Origin of the sequence: Pseudomonas putida S13.1.2, from assembly GCF_000498395.2 — a bacterium.
GTDB classification, from domain to species: Bacteria; Pseudomonadota; Gammaproteobacteria; order Pseudomonadales; family Pseudomonadaceae; genus Aquipseudomonas; species Aquipseudomonas putida_Q.
In genome coordinates this window covers 5,718,785-5,735,188 of the sequence record NZ_CP010979.1, presented here as the reverse complement: position 1 = coordinate 5,735,188, position 16,404 = coordinate 5,718,785, and the positions used below count along the sequence as shown (strand labels likewise).

Below are 16,404 nucleotides of genomic sequence, written 5' to 3'. Positions count from 1 at the left end.
CGCGTGTGGCACAAACAAAAATGCCGATGCCGCCTTTCGGCGCGCATCGGCATATGTGGCTCTGCGCGTGGCTCAGAGCTTGATCTTGGCTTCGTGAGCCTGCTGGTCAGCGTGGTACGAAGAACGCACCAGCGGGCCGGAGGCGACGTTCTTGAAGCCCATCTTGTAACCTTCCTCGGCGAACCAGGCGAAGGTGTCCGGGTGAACGAAACGTTGCACCGGCAGGTGGCTACGCGATGGCTGCAGGTACTGGCCGAGGGTGAGCATGTCGATTTCATGCTCACGCATGCGGTGCATGACCTCGATCACTTCTTCGTCAGTCTCGCCCAGGCCGAGCATCAGGCCCGACTTGGTCGGTACGTGCGGCACCATCTGCTTGAACTTCTGCAGCAGGTCCAGCGACCAGTCGTAATCCGAACCCGGACGCGCGGCCTTGTACAGGCGCGGCACAGTCTCGAGGTTGTGGTTGAACACATCTGGCGGCTCTTGCGCAGTGATCGCCAACGCAACGTCCATGCGGCCACGGTAGTCCGGCACCAGGGTTTCCAGCTGCACACCCGGCGACAGCGCGCGAATTTCGCGGATGCAGTCGGCAAAGTGCTGGGCACCGCCGTCACGCAGGTCGTCGCGGTCCACCGAGGTGATCACCACGTACTTCAGGCGCAGGTCGGCAATGGCGACAGCCAGGTTTTTTGGCTCGTCCAGGTCCAGTGGCTTCGGTCGGCCGTGGCCAACGTCGCAGAACGGGCAACGACGGGTGCAGATGTCACCCATGATCATGAAGGTGGCGGTACCACCGGAGAAGCATTCACCCAGGTTCGGGCAGGAGGCCTCTTCGCAAACGCTGTGCAGCTTGTGCTTGCGCAGCAGTTGCTTGATACGGTCTACCTCGGGCGACACCGGGATACGCACGCGGATCCAGTCAGGCTTTTTCGGCAGCTCGTCGGTAGGGATGATCTTTACCGGGATGCGCGCAACTTTGTCGGCACCACGCAGTTTAACCCCAGCTTCCACCTTCTTCGGCGCTTGGCGCGGGGTGGCATCCTGGGTAGGGATCAGGTTCGGCACGGCTTCTTGCACAGTTGTCATATTCAGTCGATTCCGCCCGTGAGGGTCGTCTGCTCAGCGTAGTCGAGGTGCTTGACCAGCTGTCCGCGCAGCCTTGTCCTGACCTCGTCGAGTTCGATCGGGCCTGCCAGATCGCGCAGCTGGGTCATGGCCAGCCCCGCATAGCCGCAGGGGTTGATTCGGCGGAATGGCGCAAGGTCCATGTCCACGTTCAGGGCAAGGCCGTGGAACGAACGGCCGTTGCGAATTCGCAGGCCGAGGGAGGCGATCTTCGCTCCGTCGACATAGACGCCCGGGGCATCGGGCTTGGCCGATGCCTGCACGTCGTAACTGGCGAGCAGGCCGATCAAGGCCTGTTCGATACGGCTGACCAGCTCGCGTACGCCAAAGCCCAGCCGGCGCACGTCCAGCAGCAGGTAGGCCACCTGCTGACCGGGGCCATGGTAGGTCACCTGGCCACCGCGGTCGGTCTGCACCACCGGGATGTCGCCCGGCACCAGCAGGTGCTCGGCCTTGCCGGCCTGGCCCTGGGTGAAGACTGCGGGGTGCTCGACCAGCCAGATTTCATCCTGGCTGTCCGGGCTGCGCTGCTCGGTAAAGCGACGCATGGCCTCCAGCACCGGTTCATAGGGCTGCAGGCCAAGCTCGCGAAAACCGAGACAGGCGGACATCAGAGCACCATTTTCACGATGCCGGTAGCGCGCAGGGCGCTGTTGATATCGTGCAACTGGTCTTCGCTTTCGGCAACGATGTGCAACTGCACGGTGGTGTACTTGCCTTCCTTGCTCTGGCGTTCAGCCAACGTGGAAAGGTCGACCTTGGCGTGCTTGCTGAGGATCTCGATTACCGTGTCCTTGAAGCCGACACCGGTATCACCGATTACCTTGATCGGGTAATCAGCGCAAGGGAATTCGATCTTGTGCGACTTGACGTCTGGTTCGCTCATGGCGGAAACGGCCTCGTAAGCCGTGGCAACAACAACGCCCCGCGAGCTACGCGGGGGCATGAAGGTCACGTATCAGTTGAACAACCCGAAGAAGAATAGACGGATGCTATCCCACATACGGCGGAAGAAACCACCTTCCTCGACGCCATCGAGGGCGATCAGGTCGGCGCTGTGAACCACTTTCTCGTCCAGTTTGACTTCCACTTTGCCGATCACGTCACCTTTGGCGATTGGCGCGGTGAGCTGCGGGTTCATGGTCATCGAAGCCTGCAGGCGCTTCAATTGGCCTTTAGGCATAGTCATGGTCAGGTCGTCGGCCAGGCCAGCCTTGATCTGGCTGGTGGCGCCCTTCCAGACCGGGGCCTGGGTCAGCTCGGTGCCCTTCTGGTAGAAGGTCTGGGTTTCGAAGAAGCGGAAACCGTAGGTCAGCAGCTTCTGGGTTTCGGCAGCACGGGACTGCTCGCTGTTGGTGCCGAACACCACGGCGATCAGGCGCTGGCCATCGCGAACGGCCGAAGCCACCATGCAGTAACCGGCTTCGTCGGTATGGCCGGTCTTCAGGCCATCGACGGTCTTGTCACGCCACAGCAGCAGGTTGCGGTTAGGCTGCTTGATGTTGTTCCAGAAGAACTCTTTCTGCGAGTAGATGGCGTAGTGGGCCGGGTCGACGGTGATGATCGCACGGGCCAGGGTGGCCATGTCGTGCGCCGACGAGTAGTGCTCCGGGTTCGGCAGGCCAGTCGGGTTCATGAAGTGGCTGTTGGTCATGCCCAGGTCGGCAGCCGTCTTGTTCATCATGTCGGCGAAGGCATCTTCGCTGCCGGCGATGTGCTCGGACAGGGCGACCGAGGCGTCGTTGCCGGACTGGATGATGATGCCGTGCAGCAGGTCGCTGACAGTCACCTGGCTGCCGACCTTGATGAACATGCGCGAACCGCCGGTACGCCAGGCGTTTTCGCTGACGGTAACCGGGTCGTTCTCACCGATCTGGCCGCGGCGGATGTCCAGGGTGGCGATGTAGGCGGTCATCAGCTTGGTCAGGCTGGCTGGCGGCAGACGCTCGTCACCGTTGTTCTCGACCAGCACGTTGCCGCTGGACGCGTCCATGAGTACGTAGGACTTGGCTGCCAGTTGCGGTGGCGCCGGCGTCATCTGCTCTGCCGCGAAGGCGGCAGGCGTGATCAGCAGCAGTACAGGCAGGCAAAGTCGTTTGGCAAGGTTGGTGATGTTCATCCGTCTCTCGAAAATCGCTAATGGTCTGAGATGTTCCCTGGGCAAGATCATGTGCCCAGCGCCAGTCAGTCTAGTTTTATGGCCGTTGGCCTGGCCCGCGAACGTGCGGCTTTATGTCGCTGCGGGCAAAAGCCGTCATTGTACATGGCCGCGCCCGGCAATTCATGACAAAACCGACAGTTTGGTGTTGCCTTCTTCGCGGGCACGCCCGCTCCCACAGGGTGTCGCATACCCCTGTGGGAGCGGGCGTGCCCGCGAAGAAGACGACGCGGTCAGTCAGCTGTGACCAGCTTGGCCTGCCCCAAGTTCGCCAGCCGGATGCTGTCTTGTGCTTGCTGGATCTCGCCCTGGCTGCCAATCGGCCCCAGGCGCACGCGGTGCAGGGTCTGCTGGTTGCGCACGACCGAGCTGATGAACACCGGTGCACTGACCATGGTGCTGAGCTTGGAGCGCAGCAGTTCGGCGGCGTCCGGGTTGGCGAAGGCGCCCACCTGCAGGAAGCTGCCACCATTGCCGCCAGGTACGTTGTTGCCACCCACCTGTACCGGCACCACCGGCGCCGCGTGCTGCTGTGCCGGCGGCGTCCATTGCTCGACACGCCCGGTACTGGCCGGGAGCGCCTGGGTCTGGGCCACCTGCGGCTCTTTCAGCACCATCGGTGGCGTCTGGCCACGCTGGGCCCACCACTGCTGCGGGTCGATACCCTCGACGCGCACATGCGCCGTGCCGGTCTCGGCATAGCCGAGTTTTTTCGCCGCCGCGTAGGACAGGTCGATGATGCGGTCGGAATAGAACGGGCCACGGTCATTCACCCGCAGGATAACGCTACGGCCGTTGGCCAGGTTGGTCACCCGCACGTAGGCCGGCAGCGGCAGGGTCTTGTGCGCCGCGCTCATGCCATACAGGTCGTACAGCTCGCCGTTGGCGGTGTTCTGGCCGTGGAACTTGGTGCCGTACCACGATGCGGTGCCCTCGGCGCGGTAATTGCGCGAGTCCTGCATCGGGTAATAAGTCTTGCCCAGCACCGTGTACGGGTTGGCCTTGTAGTTGCCGGTGTGCACGGTCGGCGTGGCGTCGGGGATCTTGTTCACATCCACATCCCACCACGGCGCGCCGTCCTTGTGAGCACGGTTGATGTCCAGGCCCGGCTGGGTGCGCACGACGTTGCCACTGCTTTGCGGAGTCGGGCGGCTGGATGAACAGCTGGCCAGCACCACGCCAACGGCGAGGCAGGTCAACAGCTTGAAGGAATTGGCAGAAATGATTGCGCGCATTACTTGACGCCCCGTGCTTGAACCAGCTGTTGCGCAAGCTGATGCACCGCCATGGCATACATCACGCTGCGGTTGTAGCGAGTGATCGCGTAGAAGTTCTTCAGGCCCACCCAGTACTCGGGGCCGTTGTCGCCCTCAAGACGGAAGGCAGTAACCGGCAGATCGTCGCGCAGCGAATCATGAACCGACCAGCCAAGCGCGCGCAACTCCCCTACCGTTTTCACCGGTTCGATGCCGGTGGTCAGGCCTTGCTCGGCAGCTGCACCGTCCACCCAGGCGCGGCTGACCACGCCCCCACCGGCCACCCAGCCATGGCGCTTGAAGTAGCTGGCGACGCTGCCGATGGCATCGTCCGGGTTGTTCCAGATATTGATGTGGCCATCGCCGTCGAAGTCCACCGCGTAGTTGCGAAAGCTGCTCGGCATGAACTGCGGCAGGCCCATGGCACCGGCATAGGAGCCTTTGAGCGTGAGCGGGTCGAGCTGCTCATCACGGGCCAGCAGCAGGAATTCGCGCAGTTCCTTGCGGAAGAACTCGGCCCGCGGCGGGTAGTCGAAGCCCAGCGTCGACAGCGCGTCGATCACCCGATAGTTGCCGGTGTTGCGGCCAAAGAACGTTTCCACACCGATGATCGAGACAATGTACTGCGCCGGCACGCCGTATTCCTGCTCGGCTCGGGCCAGCACGGCCTCGTGCTGGCGCCAGAAGTCCACACCACGGGCGATGCGCGCGTCGGTGAGGAACATCGGCCGGTAGTCCTTCCACGGCTTGACCTTTTCGGCCGGGCGCGAGATGGCGTCGAGGATCGACTGCTTGCGCTGCACTTCACGGAACACGCCCATCAGCTGCTCAGGGGCAAAACCATGGTCGCGGCTCATTTCGCCAACGAACTCGGCCACCTGCGGTGAGCCCTGGTAATCGCCGGCATGGGCCAGCTGTACAGCGCCGAACAGGCCCACCGCGCCGATCCACGGCGCACAACGGGCAGCCCAGTTACGCACTGCTTGCATGAAATTCTTCACCTTATTCAAACCTGTGCGATCCATTTGCGGTGCGTGTGGATCGACATCAGAACGCCAAACGCTGAAAGCAGCGTCACCAACGATGTTCCGCCATAGCTGATGAAAGGTAGCGGCACGCCCACCACGGGCAGGAGGCCGCTGACCATCCCGATATTGACGAACACGTATACAAAGAAGGTCATGGTCAGGCTGCCCGCGAGCAGCTTGCCGAACAGGGTCTGCGCCTGTGCGGTGATCATCAGGCCACGGCCGATCAGCAGCAGGTAGACAATCAGCAGCAGGCAGATGCCGACCAGGCCGAACTCCTCGCCCAGTACGGCGATGATGAAGTCGGTGTGGCTTTCTGGCAGGAAGTCCAGGTGCGACTGGGTGCCCAGCAGCCAGCCCTTGCCGAACACCCCGCCCGAACCGATCGCCGCCTTGGACTGGATGATGTTCCAACCCGTGCCCAGCGGGTCGCTTTCCGGGTCGAGGAAGGTCAGTACCCGCTGCTTCTGGTAGTCGTGCATGACGAAGAACCACATCGCCACCGCCACCGGCACCGCCGCCGCCAGCACACTGAGGATCCAGCGCCAGCGCAGCCCGCCCATGAACAGCACGAAGGCGCCGGAGGCAAGAATCAGCAGCGCCGTGCCCAGGTCGGGCTGGCGTACGATCAGGATGAACGGCACGCCGATCAGCACCAGGCTGATTGCCACGTGCTTCAAATGGGGCGGCAAGGTGCGCTTGGACAGGTACCAGGCGATGGTCGCCGGCATGATGATCTTCATGAATTCCGAGGGCTGGAAGCGGATCACCCCTGGGATGTTGATCCAGCGCGTGGCCCCCATGGCGTTGTGGCCCATCACGTCCACCACCACCAGCAACAGCACCCCGGCCAGGTACGCCAGCGGCACCCAGCGGGCCATGAAGCGCGGTTCCAGCTGGGCGATGACGAACATCGACACCAGGCCGATGCCGAACGAGGTGGCCTGCTTGAGCAGCAGGTCCCAGTTCTTGCCACTGGCCGAATAAAGGACGAACAGGCTGCCGGCCGCAAGGGTCAGCAGAATGATCAGCAAGGGGCCGTCGACATGGATGCGCTGCAGAAAGCTGGCGCGCCGACGCATCACATCCTCACTGGAGAGCATGCGATCGAAATTGTTCATCACAGGGCCGATTCCTGGGTAACGGTGGCAGGCGCGAACTCGGGCTTGAGCCGGCCATTTTCGTCGAGCAGCCAGGCATCCATGATCTGGCGTACCACGGGCGCAGCGACACCCGAGCCGGACTCACCGTTCTCGACCATTACCGATACCACGATTTTCGGGGCTTCGGCCGGGGCAAAGGCGACGAACAGGGCGTGGTCGCGGTGGCGCTCCTGAAGCTTGTTGCGGTCGTACTTCTCGCCCTGCTTGATCGCCACCACCTGGGCGGTACCGCTCTTGCCGGCAATGCGGTACTGGGCACCGGCTGCGGCCTTGCGCGCAGTACCGCGGGCGTTGTGCATCACCTGCTCCATGCCATGGGTGACCTTGGCCCAGTCGGACTTGTCACGCAGCACGATGTTTTCCATGGGGTTTTCGTCCACAGGCTGCTGGCCTTCGATGGTCTTGGCCAGGTGCGGGCGGTTCCACACGCCCTTGTTGGCGATCAGTGCAGTGGCCTGGGCCAGCTGCAGCGGCGTGGCCTGCATGTAGCCCTGGCCGATACCGAGAATCAGGGTTTCGCCAGGGAACCAGGCCTGACGGCGGGTGGCACGCTTCCATTCGCGCGACGGCATCAACCCGGCAGACTCCTCGAACATGTCGAGGGAAACCCGCTGGCCGATGCCGAACTTGTTCATGTAGCTGGACAGCCGGTCGATACCCATCTTGTGCGCAAGGTCGTAGAAGTAGGTGTCGTTGGAACGCATGATCGCGGTATCCAGGTCGACCCAGCCATCGCCGGAGCGGTTCCAGTTACGGTATTTGTGGTCATAGTTGGGCAGCTGGTAGTAGCCCGGGTCGAACACCCGGCTGCTGGCATTGACCGCGCCACTGTCCAGGCCGGCGATGGCCACCGCCGGCTTGATGGTCGAACCGGGCGGGTACAAGCCACGCAGCACACGGTTGAACAGCGGACGGTCGATCGAGTCGCGCAGTTCGGCGTAGGCCTTGAAGCTGATGCCGGTGACGAACAGGTTGGGGTCGAAGCTTGGTTGGCTGACCATGGCCAGCACCTCGCCGGTACGTGGGTCGAGTGCCACCACCGCGCCACGCCGGCCACCCAGGGCGGCCTCGGCGGCTTCCTGCAGCTTGATGTCCAGGCTCAGCACAATGTCCTTGCCCGGTTTCGGGTCGGTGCGCTTGAGCACCCGCAGCACGCGGCCTCGGGCGTTGGTCTCGACTTCCTCGTAGCCGACCTGGCCGTGCAGGTCGTCTTCGTAGAAGCGCTCGATGCCGGTCTTGCCGATATGGTGGGTGCCGCTGTAGTTCACCGGGTCGAGGGTTTTCAGCTCTTTCTCGTTGATGCGCCCCACATAACCCACCGAGTGGGCGAAATGTGCACCCTGCGGGTAATGCCGCACCAGCTGGGCCACCACTTCCACGCCTGGCAGGCGGAACTGGTTCACCGCCACCCGGGCGATCTGCTCTTCGTTGAGCTCGAACAGGATCGGCACCGGCTCGAACGGCCGACGGCCCTGACGCATACGCTTTTCGAACAGGGCTCGGTCGTCGGCCGTCAGGTCCAGCACTTCGACGATTGTATCCAGCACTTCCTGCCAGTTACCCGCACGTTCGCGGGTCATCGACAGGCTGAAGCTAGGCCGGTTGTCGGCAACGATCACCCCGTTGCGGTCGAAGATCAGCCCGCGGGTTGGCGGGATCGGCTGCACATGCACCCGGTTGTTCTCCGACAGCGTCGAGTGATAGTCGTACTGGATGATCTGCAGGTAGTACAGCCGCGCGATCAGCACGCAAATAAGCAGCATGATCGCCACCGCGCCGACCACGACGCGGTTGCGCACCAGGCGGGCGTCTTTCTCGTGGTCCTTGAGGCGGATCGGCTGCGACATCTGACTGCTTACAGGCTCATTTGTGGTAAGGGTGCCCGGACAACACGGTCCAGGCGCGGTAGATCTGCTCGCCGATGAGTATCCTTACCAACGGGTGCGGCAGGGTCAGCGGCGACAGCGACCAACGTTGCTCGGCGCGCGCGCAAACCTCAGGCGCCAGGCCTTCCGGGCCGCCCACCATCAAATTCACCGTGCGCGCATCCAGGCGCCAGCGGTCCAGCTCGGTCGCCAGCTGCTCGGTACTCCAGGGCTTGCCATGGACCTCGAGGGTGACAATGCGTTCCCCAGGCTGAACCTTGCTCAGCATGGCCTCGCCCTCCTGACGGATCAGGCGGGCGACGTCGGCATTCTTGCCACGGGTGTTCAGCGGGATTTCCACCAGCTCCAGCGACAGCTCGGCGGGCAGGCGCTTGGCATACTCATGCCAACCTTCCTCGACCCACTTCGGCATGCGCGAGCCGACCGCGATCAGGCGCAGACGCACAGCGTCTTATTCCCGGTCTTTGAGCTTGTCGGTGAAGTAGTCGCTGGCGTTTTCCGGGCTGTGGTGCTTGGCATCAGCAGCACGGCTTTGCTCGGCACCCACCCACAGACGCTCCAGGTCGTAGAACTGGCGGGCAGCGGCGGTCATCATGTGCACGATAACGTCATTCAGGTCCAGCAGCACCCAGTCGCTGTCACCCTTGCCTTCTTCGCCAAGCGGCTGTGCGCCTTGTTTCTTGACCGCTTCACGGACCTTTTCCAGCATCGCGTTGATCTGGCGGTTGGAGGTACCGGTGGCAATGATCATGTAGTCGGTCAGGCTGTGCTTTTCGCGCACGTCGATGACCTGGATGTCCTGGGCTTTGACGTCTTCCAGAGCGCTAATGGTCAGTTTGACCAGTTCTTCGCCACTGATGCCATTGGTTTTCTGCTTGCTCATATAAAACTCGTTCAACTCGTTGGATGAGGCGCCAGAGGCACCGTCAGTTAGGTGCACGATACAGTTCGTGCGCCTCGATGTAGGCCAGTACGGCGTCCGGCACCAGGAACCTCACCGATTTGCCGCTGGCCAGCAGCTGTCGGATCTGTGTAGCCGACACCGCAAGCGGTGTCTGCCAGACGAACGAAATATTTCCCGCCGGGCCGGACATGGCGGCGGGATCGCTCTCCGAGCGCGCAGCCAGCAGGTTGCGCAGCTCGTCAGGGGGTTCTACGTCGGCATCCGGGCGTTGCAGCACCAGGATGTGACAGTGTTGCAGCAATTCTTCCCAGCGGTGCCAGCCAGGCAGACCACAGAAGGCATCCCAGCCCAGCACCAGGAACAGCTGGTCGTTGCCGCCCAGTTCGGCGCGGATCGATTCCAGGGTGTCGATGGTGTACGACGGTTTGTCACGCTCAAGCTCACGGGCATCGACGCTCAGGCAAGTAACGCCCTGCACCGCTTCGCGGACCATGGCCAGGCGGTCCTGCGCGGCCACCTGCGGGGTGTCGCGGTGCGGCGGCCTGGCGTTGGGCAACAGGCGCAGCTCGTCCAGCCCCATGAACTCGGCCACTTCCAGCGCGCTGCGCAGGTGGCCGATGTGCACAGGGTCGAAGGTGCCACCTAGAATGCCGATGCGCCGGGCTGCCTGGGCCTTGCTCAACTCAGCAGGACCCCTGGCCGCGCAGCTGGCCGTCGCCGATCACCACGTACTTCTCGCAGGTCAGGCCTTCCAGGCCAACGGGGCCACGGGCATGCAGCTTGTCGGTGGAAATACCGATTTCCGCACCCAGGCCGTACTCGAAACCGTCGGCGAAGCAGGTCGGGGTGTTGAGCATGACCGACGCCGAGTCGACCTCGGCCATGAACTGGCGGGCTTCACCCTGGTGTTCGCTGATGATCGAGTCGGTGTGGTGCGAGCCATAGTGGTTGATGTGCTCGATGGCCTGGTCCAGGCCATCGACGACACGGATCGACAGGATCGCGTCCAGGTACTCGGTGTGCCAGTCGTCTTCAGTGGCCGGCTTGGCCTCGATCAGCGCGCGGGTACGCTCGCAACCGCGCAGCTCCACGCCCTTCTCCTGGAAGCGGCGGGCCATTTCCGGCAGGAAGCGCTCGGCCACTTGCTGGTCGACCAGCAGGGTTTCCATGGCGCCACAGATGCCATAGCGGTAGGTCTTGGCGTTGAAGGCCACATTCCAGGCCTTGTCCAGGTCGGCATGCTGGCTGACATAAATGTGGCAGATGCCGTCCAGGTGCTTGATGACCGGTACGCGGGCATCGCGGCTGATGCGCTCGATCAGCCCACGGCCGCCTCGCGGCACAATGACGTCGACAAACTGCGGCATGCTGATCAGCGCACCCACGGCTTCGCGGTCGGTGGTCTCGACCACCTGCACCACGGCGGCTGGCAGGCCTGCGGCAGCCAGGCCACGCTGGATGCAGGTGGCAATGGCGCGGTTGGAATGGATAGCTTCGGAGCCGCCACGCAGGATGGTCGCGTTACCCGACTTCAGGCACAGGCTGGCAGCATCGATGGTCACGTTCGGGCGCGACTCGTAGATGATCCCGATCACCCCCAGCGGTGCGCGCATCTTGCCCACCTGAATACCGGATGGACGGTAGCTCATGTCGCGGATGGCACCGACCGGGTCCGGCAGGCTGGCTACCTGACGCAGGCCGGTGATCATGCCGTCGATGCGTGCGGGGGTCAGCGCCAGGCGGTCGAGCAGCGCCGGCTCCAGGCCATTGGCGCGGCCAGCAGCCAGGTCCAGCTCGTTGGCAGCAGTCAGTTCGGCCCGGGCAGCATCCAGCGCATCGGCAGCGGCTTGCAGGGCGCGGTTCTTCTGCGCGGTGCTGGCACGGCCGATCACCCGGGAAGCCTCACGGGCAGCGCGACCCAAGCGGGTCATGTAGTCAAGAACGGACTCAGTCATGGGTTCGGTGTCTTGGCGAAGGGGAAATCGGCTGATTATAACTGCCGCGCAGGTGTACGCCCAGCGGCGGGTGGCGGATGGTAGAAAATGGCTGGGGCAATGTGCAGGAAAGATGTAACCGCACTTATCGAAAATGCCTTTACCTGTTCCGGCCCTTTCGCGGGTGAACCCGCTCCCACAGGGATTCCACAAGGCCTGAGGCTTAGCTAATACCTGTGGGAGCGGGTTTACCCGCGAAGAGGCCCGCACCGCCAACATCACATCCGATTCAGCCAAGATTAAGCCATTCATTGCTATCATCCCCGCCTCCCCAGCCACGAACTGCCCGCATGCCAGCCCTGCCCGACAGCTTTTTCGACCGTGATGCCCAGACCGTGGCCAAGGCCCTGCTGGGCAAGGTAATCCGCCACCGCCACGGCGACCTGTGGCTGGCTGCGCGCATCATCGAGACCGAGGCCTACTACCTCACCGACAAAGGCAGCCACGCCTCGCTCGGTTACACCGAAAAGCGCAAGGCATTGTTCCTCGATGGCGGGCACATCTACATGTACTACGCCCGCGGCGGCGACTCGCTGAACTTCAGTGCCCACGGGCCGGGCAACGCAGTGCTGATAAAGTCTGCCTATCCTTGGCAGGACGCCCTCTCGGGGCCCAACAGCCTGGCGCAGATGCAACTGAACAACCCCGATGCCAGCGGCAAGCTGCGCCCGGATGAGCGCCTGTGCGCCGGCCAGACCCTGCTGTGCCGAGCCCTGGGCCTGAAAGTGCCACACTGGGACGCCCAGCGCTTCGACGCCGAGCGGCTGTACGTGGACGATTGCGGCAACGCCGTGCCACGGGTGGTCCAGGCCGCGCGGCTGGGCATCCCGCACAGGCGCGACGAACACTTGCCCTACCGCTTCGTCGACGCCGAGTACGCTCGTTTCTGCACGCGGAACCCGTTACGTCGCGGCCAAGTCGAAGGCCGTGACTTCTTCATTCTCGAACAAGGAAGCTGAACATGGGCCAATGGCTCGACAGCCTGACCGGCTGGCTCAGCGCCAACCCGCAGTGGCTTGGCCTGGCGATTTTCCTGGTGGCCTGCATCGAGTGCCTGGCCATTGCCGGCATCATCGTGCCTGGCACCGTGCTGCTGTTCGCCGTCGCGGTACTGGCCGGCAGTGGTGCTTTCAGCCTGGGCGAAACCCTGCTACTGGGTTTTCTCGGCGGTTTGCTGGGCGACGCGGTGTCGTACACGGTGGGCAAGTACTTCCACCAGAACATTCGCCGCCTGCCGCTGCTGCGCCACCACCCTGAGTGGATCGGCAGCGCCGAAACCTACTTCCAGCGCTACGGTATTGCCAGCCTGCTGGTGGGGCGCTTCATCGGGCCGCTGCGGCCCATGCTGCCAATGGTCGCCGGCATGTTCGACATGCCGCTGCCGCGCTTCATCGCCGTCAGCCTGGTGGCCGGCGCCGGCTGGTCGGTCGCCTACCTGCTGCCAGGCTGGGCCACCGGCGCGGCCATGCGCCTGCCGCTGCCGGAAGGCTTCTGGCTGGATGCAGGCATCATCGCCGGCACCTTGGCAGTCATCATCGGCCTTAGCCTGACCACCAGCATTCGTGACCAGCGCCATGGCACGCGACTGATCGCCGGCATGAGCTTCGTGGCCTTGGCCGGGGTATTCCTCGGCTGGCCTTACCTGCACGAATTCGACCAGGGCGTGATGACCCTGGTGCAGGAACATCGCAGCCAGGCCATCGACGGCGCCGTGGTACTGGTGACCCGGCTGGGCGATTTCCGCACGCAACTGTTTCTGGGCGCCCTGCTCACCGGCCTGCTGCTGCTTGCCCGCCAGTGGCGGCATGCGTTTTTTGCCGCTGGCGCGCTGATGGGCACGGCGATCGCCAACGGTACGCTGAAGTGGCTGTTCGCCCGGGCACGGCCGGAAGTGCTGACCGACCCCCTGACCAGTTACAGCATGCCCAGCGGGCACAGCTCGGCGTCGTTTGCGTTCTTCCTGGTCATGGCAGTGCTGGCAGGCCGCGCACAACCGCCGCGCATGCGCCTGACCTGGGTGATGCTGGGTTGCATTCCGGCACTGGCGATTGCGCTGTCACGGGTTTACCTGGGGGCGCACTGGCCGACCGACATCCTCGCCGGGGCCTTGCTGGCGTGCTGTGTATGTGCGCTTAGCCTGACAGTCGTACAGCACCGGCAGACGCTGCCAGCCATGCCACTGCGGGTGTGGTGGCTGGTGTTGCCGGCATGTATCGCGCTGCTGGCGTTCTTTGCCATGCATGCGCTGCCGCAGGCTTTGCTCAGATACCAATATTGATATTGCCTGTGCTGGCCCCTTCGCGGGTAAACCCGCTCCCACAGGGGTTTCACCAGCCCTGAGAGCTGTGCAGTACCTGTGGGAGCGGGTTTACCCGCGAAAGGGCCGGCACAGTCAACACATCAGTGTCAGGCAAACAGCTCACCCTGAATCCGCTCCAGCAGCTTCTGGATCTCGCCCAGCCGCTGCTGCGGCGAGTCGAGGGTCAGCAGGTCCAGCTTGTCTTCTTCCATGAACGGCAGCAGGTAAGCCAACTGGTTAGCCAGCGCCTGGCGCCCGTCCACCGGGCGCGGCATGTCCAGCGCCTCGACCATCGGGTGCTCGCCCAGCGCCACCAGCAGCGCCAGCAGGTCATCATCGGCCTCGAGCAGCGGGCTGTCCGGCTGCTCCGGCAACCATTGCACCTGCCCCACCAGCAACTGGTCCTTCTGCACCTCGGTGCTTTCCAGGTTGAAGCGCCGCACACCTTCGACGCGAATGCCCAGCAAGCCATTGTCCTGCTGTACAAAGTCGCGGATCACTGCCTCACAGCCGATCGAGGCGACCATCGGTGGCGCCTTGCCAACCTGCTCGCCCTCCAGGATGCAGACCACCCCAAAGCCTTCGCCCTGCTTCATGCAGCGCCCGATCATGTCCAGGTAGCGCGCCTCGAAAATCTGCAAATCGAGAAAGCAGCCCGGGAACAGCACGGTATTGAGCGGAAACAGCGGTAGTGTCATCACAACTCCTCAAGCCACCAGGCTGACCGCCAGCGGCAGGAACACTGCCGTGGCTACCCCCATCAAGCTCATCGCCAGCGCGGCAAAAGCGCCGCATTCGTCACTTTCCTGCAGGGCGACCGAAGTACCCACCGCATGCGCGGTAACGCCCAGCGACATGCCGCGCGCCTCAGGGCTATGCACGCCGAAGCGGCTCAGCAGTGCCGGGCCGAAGATGGCGCCAATCACCCCGGTGATCAGTACGAACACTGCCGCCAGGGCCGCCACACCGCCAATCTGCTCTGCCACCAGCATGGCGATTGGCGAGGTCACCGACTTGGGTGCCATGGTCATCAGGATCATGTGTTCTGCACCGAACCACCAGCCTAGCAACAGGCAGCAGAGCGTGGCGAACAGCCCCCCGATTACCAGCGTAGTAAATGTGGGCCAGAACAGCTGCCGAATACGCCGCAGGTTGAGATAGAGCGGCACGGCCAACGCCACGGTGGCGGGGCCCAGCAGGATGTTCATGATTTCGGTGCTCTTGCGGTACTCGCTGTATTCGATGCCGCACAGCAGCAACACGCCGATTACCAGCAACATCGACACCAATACCGGCTGCAGGAAGATCCAGCGGGTTTTCTCGTAGGCCGCCAGCACCACCTGGTAGGCACCTAGCGTGATACCGATGCCGAACAAAGGATGGTGCACCACTGCATCCAGCGCGCCTTGCCAGTCGAGCATCATGGCTGCTCCTCACGCTTGCCCTGGCGGTGCATGAGCTTTTGCATCAGCACACCGACAAACACCAGCGTCACCAGGCAGGAAATCAGCAGGGCGCCGGCAATCGCCCAGAAGTCGGCGGCGATGTCCTTGGCATATACCATCACCCCCACCGCTGGCGGTACCAGCAACAGCGGCAGGTAGCGCAGCAGGCTGCTGGCCGCCTCGTTCAGCGGCTTGCCCACCTCACCGCGGGCCATGAGGAAGCACAACAGCAGCAACAGGCCGATGATCGGCCCCGGCAGAAACGGCAAAAACAGGTGATTGATCGCCGTCCCCAACAGCTGGAACAGCACCAGCCAGGTCAAACCACGCAACAGCATAAGCATCTCCCTCGGGCATGGCCGCCATTATAAGCACGCACGGCTATATACCGATAATCGCCGAAAAGCAGACAACTTGACTGAAACGGTTAGCCGTGCTGATCTTGCACTCTCGTACCAACTGACAACCTGGAGAGTCCGCGATGCCCTATGTACCGGTTACAGAGCTTTCGCAGTATGTTGGTAAGGAACTGGGCCGCTCCGCCTGGCTGAAAATCGACCAGCAGCGCATCAACCTGTTCGCCGAGGCGACCGGCGATTTCCAGTTCATTCATGTCGACCCTGAAAAGGCGGCGAAAACCCCGTTTGGCGGCACCATCGCCCACGGTTTCCTGACATTGTCACTGATCCCCAAGCTGATCGAGGACATCCTGGTCCTGCCACAAGGGCTGAAGATGGTGGTGAACTATGGGCTGGACAGCGTACGGTTCATTCAGCCGGTCAAGGTCAACAGCCAGGTTCGGCTGAAAGTGGACCTGGCCGAAGTGGTGGAGAAGAAGCCGGGGCAGTGGTTGCTCAAGGCGATTGCCACGCTGGAAATCGAGGGTGAAGAGAAGCCTGCTTATATAGCTGAGTCGCTCTCGCTCTGTTTCGTCTGACACACCACGATCTCTGTGGGAGCGGCCTTGCGTCGCGAAAGGGCCGCTAAGCGGCCCCAGCAATCTTGACATGATGCCGAGATCCTGGGGCTGCTCTGCAGCCCAATCGCGACACAAGGCCGCTCCCACAAGGTCTGCACCCGGCCTTCTCTACAAACCCCCCGCACTCGCGTAAACTGCCAGCCTTCGCGCAGCCTAGGGCTGCC

18 protein-coding genes are annotated in these 16,404 nt (G+C 63.1%); 3 read left to right on the top strand and 15 right to left on the bottom strand.

Annotated features, from left to right (window positions below; translation table 11 throughout):
• Positions 1-72: 72 nt before the first annotated feature.
• The 12 genes from lipA to N805_RS25280 all read right to left on the bottom strand — a co-directional run bounded on the left by lipA (position 73) and on the right by N805_RS25280 (position 11,478).
• Complete coding sequence (gene lipA / locus N805_RS25335; RefSeq protein WP_019472764.1) at positions 73-1,089, bottom strand: lipoyl synthase; 1,017 nt, start codon at positions 1,087-1,089, stop codon at positions 73-75.
• A 2-nt stretch (positions 1,090-1,091) separates the two neighbouring features.
• On the bottom strand, positions 1,092-1,739 hold the full coding sequence (gene lipB / locus N805_RS25330) for a lipoyl(octanoyl) transferase LipB (RefSeq protein ID WP_012274372.1): 648 nt from the start codon (positions 1,737-1,739) through the stop codon (positions 1,092-1,094).
• Positions 1,739-2,014 carry a DUF493 domain-containing protein gene (locus N805_RS25325; protein ID WP_019472765.1) on the bottom strand — a complete coding sequence of 92 codons (276 nt, stop codon included), beginning with the start codon at positions 2,012-2,014 and terminating at the stop codon, positions 1,739-1,741. Before N805_RS25325 ends, lipB begins: the two co-directional genes overlap by 1 nt.
• A gap of 72 nt (positions 2,015-2,086) precedes the next feature.
• Positions 2,087-3,247, bottom strand: a complete 1,161-nt coding sequence (locus N805_RS25320) for a D-alanyl-D-alanine carboxypeptidase family protein (protein ID WP_019472766.1) — start codon at positions 3,245-3,247, stop codon at positions 2,087-2,089.
• A gap of 272 nt (positions 3,248-3,519) precedes the next feature.
• Positions 3,520-4,521, bottom strand: coding sequence for a septal ring lytic transglycosylase RlpA family protein (locus N805_RS25315; protein ID WP_019472767.1), 1,002 nt, complete (start codon positions 4,519-4,521; stop codon positions 3,520-3,522).
• Positions 4,521-5,531, bottom strand: coding sequence for a lytic murein transglycosylase B (gene mltB, locus N805_RS25310; protein WP_026034607.1), 1,011 nt, complete (start codon positions 5,529-5,531; stop codon positions 4,521-4,523). The genes N805_RS25315 and mltB overlap by 1 nt, the downstream gene beginning before the upstream one ends.
• Before the next feature lie 17 nt (positions 5,532-5,548).
• Positions 5,549-6,652 carry a rod shape-determining protein RodA gene (gene rodA / locus N805_RS25305; RefSeq protein ID WP_046811387.1) on the bottom strand — a complete coding sequence of 368 codons (1,104 nt, stop codon included), beginning with the start codon at positions 6,650-6,652 and terminating at the stop codon, positions 5,549-5,551.
• Positions 6,653-6,690: 38 nt separating this feature from the next.
• Positions 6,691-8,580 carry a penicillin-binding protein 2 gene (gene mrdA, locus N805_RS25300; RefSeq protein WP_019472770.1) on the bottom strand — a complete coding sequence of 630 codons (1,890 nt, stop codon included), beginning with the start codon at positions 8,578-8,580 and terminating at the stop codon, positions 6,691-6,693.
• 16 nt (positions 8,581-8,596) lie between these two features.
• Positions 8,597-9,064 carry a 23S rRNA (pseudouridine(1915)-N(3))-methyltransferase RlmH gene (gene rlmH / locus N805_RS25295; RefSeq protein ID WP_003249722.1) on the bottom strand — a complete coding sequence of 156 codons (468 nt, stop codon included), beginning with the start codon at positions 9,062-9,064 and terminating at the stop codon, positions 8,597-8,599.
• 6 nt (positions 9,065-9,070) lie between these two features.
• A complete protein-coding gene (gene rsfS, locus N805_RS25290; RefSeq protein ID WP_019472771.1) occupies positions 9,071-9,502 on the bottom strand; it encodes a ribosome silencing factor in 432 nt (143 codons plus the stop codon).
• Positions 9,503-9,545: 43 nt separating this feature from the next.
• Entirely contained in the window at positions 9,546-10,205 is a 660-nt protein-coding gene (nadD, locus tag N805_RS25285) for a nicotinate-nucleotide adenylyltransferase (protein WP_019472772.1), read from the bottom strand.
• A gap of 1 nt (position 10,206) precedes the next feature.
• A complete protein-coding gene (locus N805_RS25280; RefSeq protein ID WP_019472773.1) occupies positions 10,207-11,478 on the bottom strand; it encodes a glutamate-5-semialdehyde dehydrogenase in 1,272 nt (423 codons plus the stop codon).
• 329 nt (positions 11,479-11,807) lie between these two features.
• Between N805_RS25280 and N805_RS25275 the strand changes: the two genes are divergently transcribed.
• Entirely contained in the window at positions 11,808-12,476 is a 669-nt protein-coding gene (locus tag N805_RS25275) for a DNA-3-methyladenine glycosylase (RefSeq protein WP_019472774.1), read from the top strand.
• Between the two features lie 2 nt (positions 12,477-12,478).
• Complete coding sequence (locus tag N805_RS25270) at positions 12,479-13,795, top strand: bifunctional DedA family/phosphatase PAP2 family protein (RefSeq protein ID WP_019472775.1); 1,317 nt, start codon at positions 12,479-12,481, stop codon at positions 13,793-13,795.
• 128 nt (positions 13,796-13,923) lie between these two features.
• On the opposite strand, the gene N805_RS25265 is transcribed toward N805_RS25270, so the two are convergent.
• The 3 genes from N805_RS25265 to N805_RS25255 are packed head-to-tail and all read right to left on the bottom strand — an operon-like array spanning position 13,924 to position 15,599.
• Positions 13,924-14,514, bottom strand: a complete 591-nt coding sequence (locus N805_RS25265) for an LON peptidase substrate-binding domain-containing protein (protein WP_019472776.1) — start codon at positions 14,512-14,514, stop codon at positions 13,924-13,926.
• A gap of 9 nt (positions 14,515-14,523) precedes the next feature.
• Positions 14,524-15,240, bottom strand: a complete 717-nt coding sequence (locus tag N805_RS25260) for an LrgB family protein (protein WP_019472777.1) — start codon at positions 15,238-15,240, stop codon at positions 14,524-14,526.
• Positions 15,237-15,599 carry a CidA/LrgA family protein gene (locus tag N805_RS25255; protein ID WP_019472778.1) on the bottom strand — a complete coding sequence of 121 codons (363 nt, stop codon included), beginning with the start codon at positions 15,597-15,599 and terminating at the stop codon, positions 15,237-15,239. Before N805_RS25255 ends, N805_RS25260 begins: the two co-directional genes overlap by 4 nt.
• A gap of 143 nt (positions 15,600-15,742) precedes the next feature.
• On the opposite strand from N805_RS25255, the gene N805_RS25250 reads away from it, so the two are divergent.
• On the top strand, positions 15,743-16,198 hold the full coding sequence (locus N805_RS25250; RefSeq protein WP_019472779.1) for a MaoC family dehydratase: 456 nt from the start codon (positions 15,743-15,745) through the stop codon (positions 16,196-16,198).
• The last annotated feature ends 206 nt before the right edge of the window (positions 16,199-16,404 follow it).

Coding starts and splice junctions, on each gene's coding strand:
- lipA (WP_019472764.1), bottom strand. CDS start 1,089: ATGACAACTGTGCAAGAAGCCGTGCCGAACCTGATCCCTACCCAGGAT.
- lipB (WP_012274372.1), bottom strand. CDS start 1,739: ATGTCCGCCTGTCTCGGTTTTCGCGAGCTTGGCCTGCAGCCCTATGAA.
- N805_RS25325 (WP_019472765.1), bottom strand. CDS start 2,014: ATGAGCGAACCAGACGTCAAGTCGCACAAGATCGAATTCCCTTGCGCT.
- N805_RS25320 (WP_019472766.1), bottom strand. CDS start 3,247: ATGAACATCACCAACCTTGCCAAACGACTTTGCCTGCCTGTACTGCTG.
- N805_RS25315 (WP_019472767.1), bottom strand. CDS start 4,521: ATGCGCGCAATCATTTCTGCCAATTCCTTCAAGCTGTTGACCTGCCTC.
- mltB (WP_026034607.1), bottom strand. CDS start 5,531: ATGCAAGCAGTGCGTAACTGGGCTGCCCGTTGTGCGCCGTGGATCGGC.
- rodA (WP_046811387.1), bottom strand. CDS start 6,652: ATGCGTCGGCGCGCCAGCTTTCTGCAGCGCATCCATGTCGACGGCCCC.
- mrdA (WP_019472770.1), bottom strand. CDS start 8,580: ATGTCGCAGCCGATCCGCCTCAAGGACCACGAGAAAGACGCCCGCCTG.
- rsfS (WP_019472771.1), bottom strand. CDS start 9,502: ATGAGCAAGCAGAAAACCAATGGCATCAGTGGCGAAGAACTGGTCAAA.
- N805_RS25280 (WP_019472773.1), bottom strand. CDS start 11,478: ATGACTGAGTCCGTTCTTGACTACATGACCCGCTTGGGTCGCGCTGCC.
- N805_RS25275 (WP_019472774.1), top strand. CDS start 11,808: ATGCCAGCCCTGCCCGACAGCTTTTTCGACCGTGATGCCCAGACCGTG.
- N805_RS25270 (WP_019472775.1), top strand. CDS start 12,479: ATGGGCCAATGGCTCGACAGCCTGACCGGCTGGCTCAGCGCCAACCCG.
- N805_RS25265 (WP_019472776.1), bottom strand. CDS start 14,514: ATGACACTACCGCTGTTTCCGCTCAATACCGTGCTGTTCCCGGGCTGC.
- N805_RS25260 (WP_019472777.1), bottom strand. CDS start 15,240: ATGATGCTCGACTGGCAAGGCGCGCTGGATGCAGTGGTGCACCATCCT.
- N805_RS25255 (WP_019472778.1), bottom strand. CDS start 15,599: ATGCTGTTGCGTGGTTTGACCTGGCTGGTGCTGTTCCAGCTGTTGGGG.
- N805_RS25250 (WP_019472779.1), top strand. CDS start 15,743: ATGCCCTATGTACCGGTTACAGAGCTTTCGCAGTATGTTGGTAAGGAA.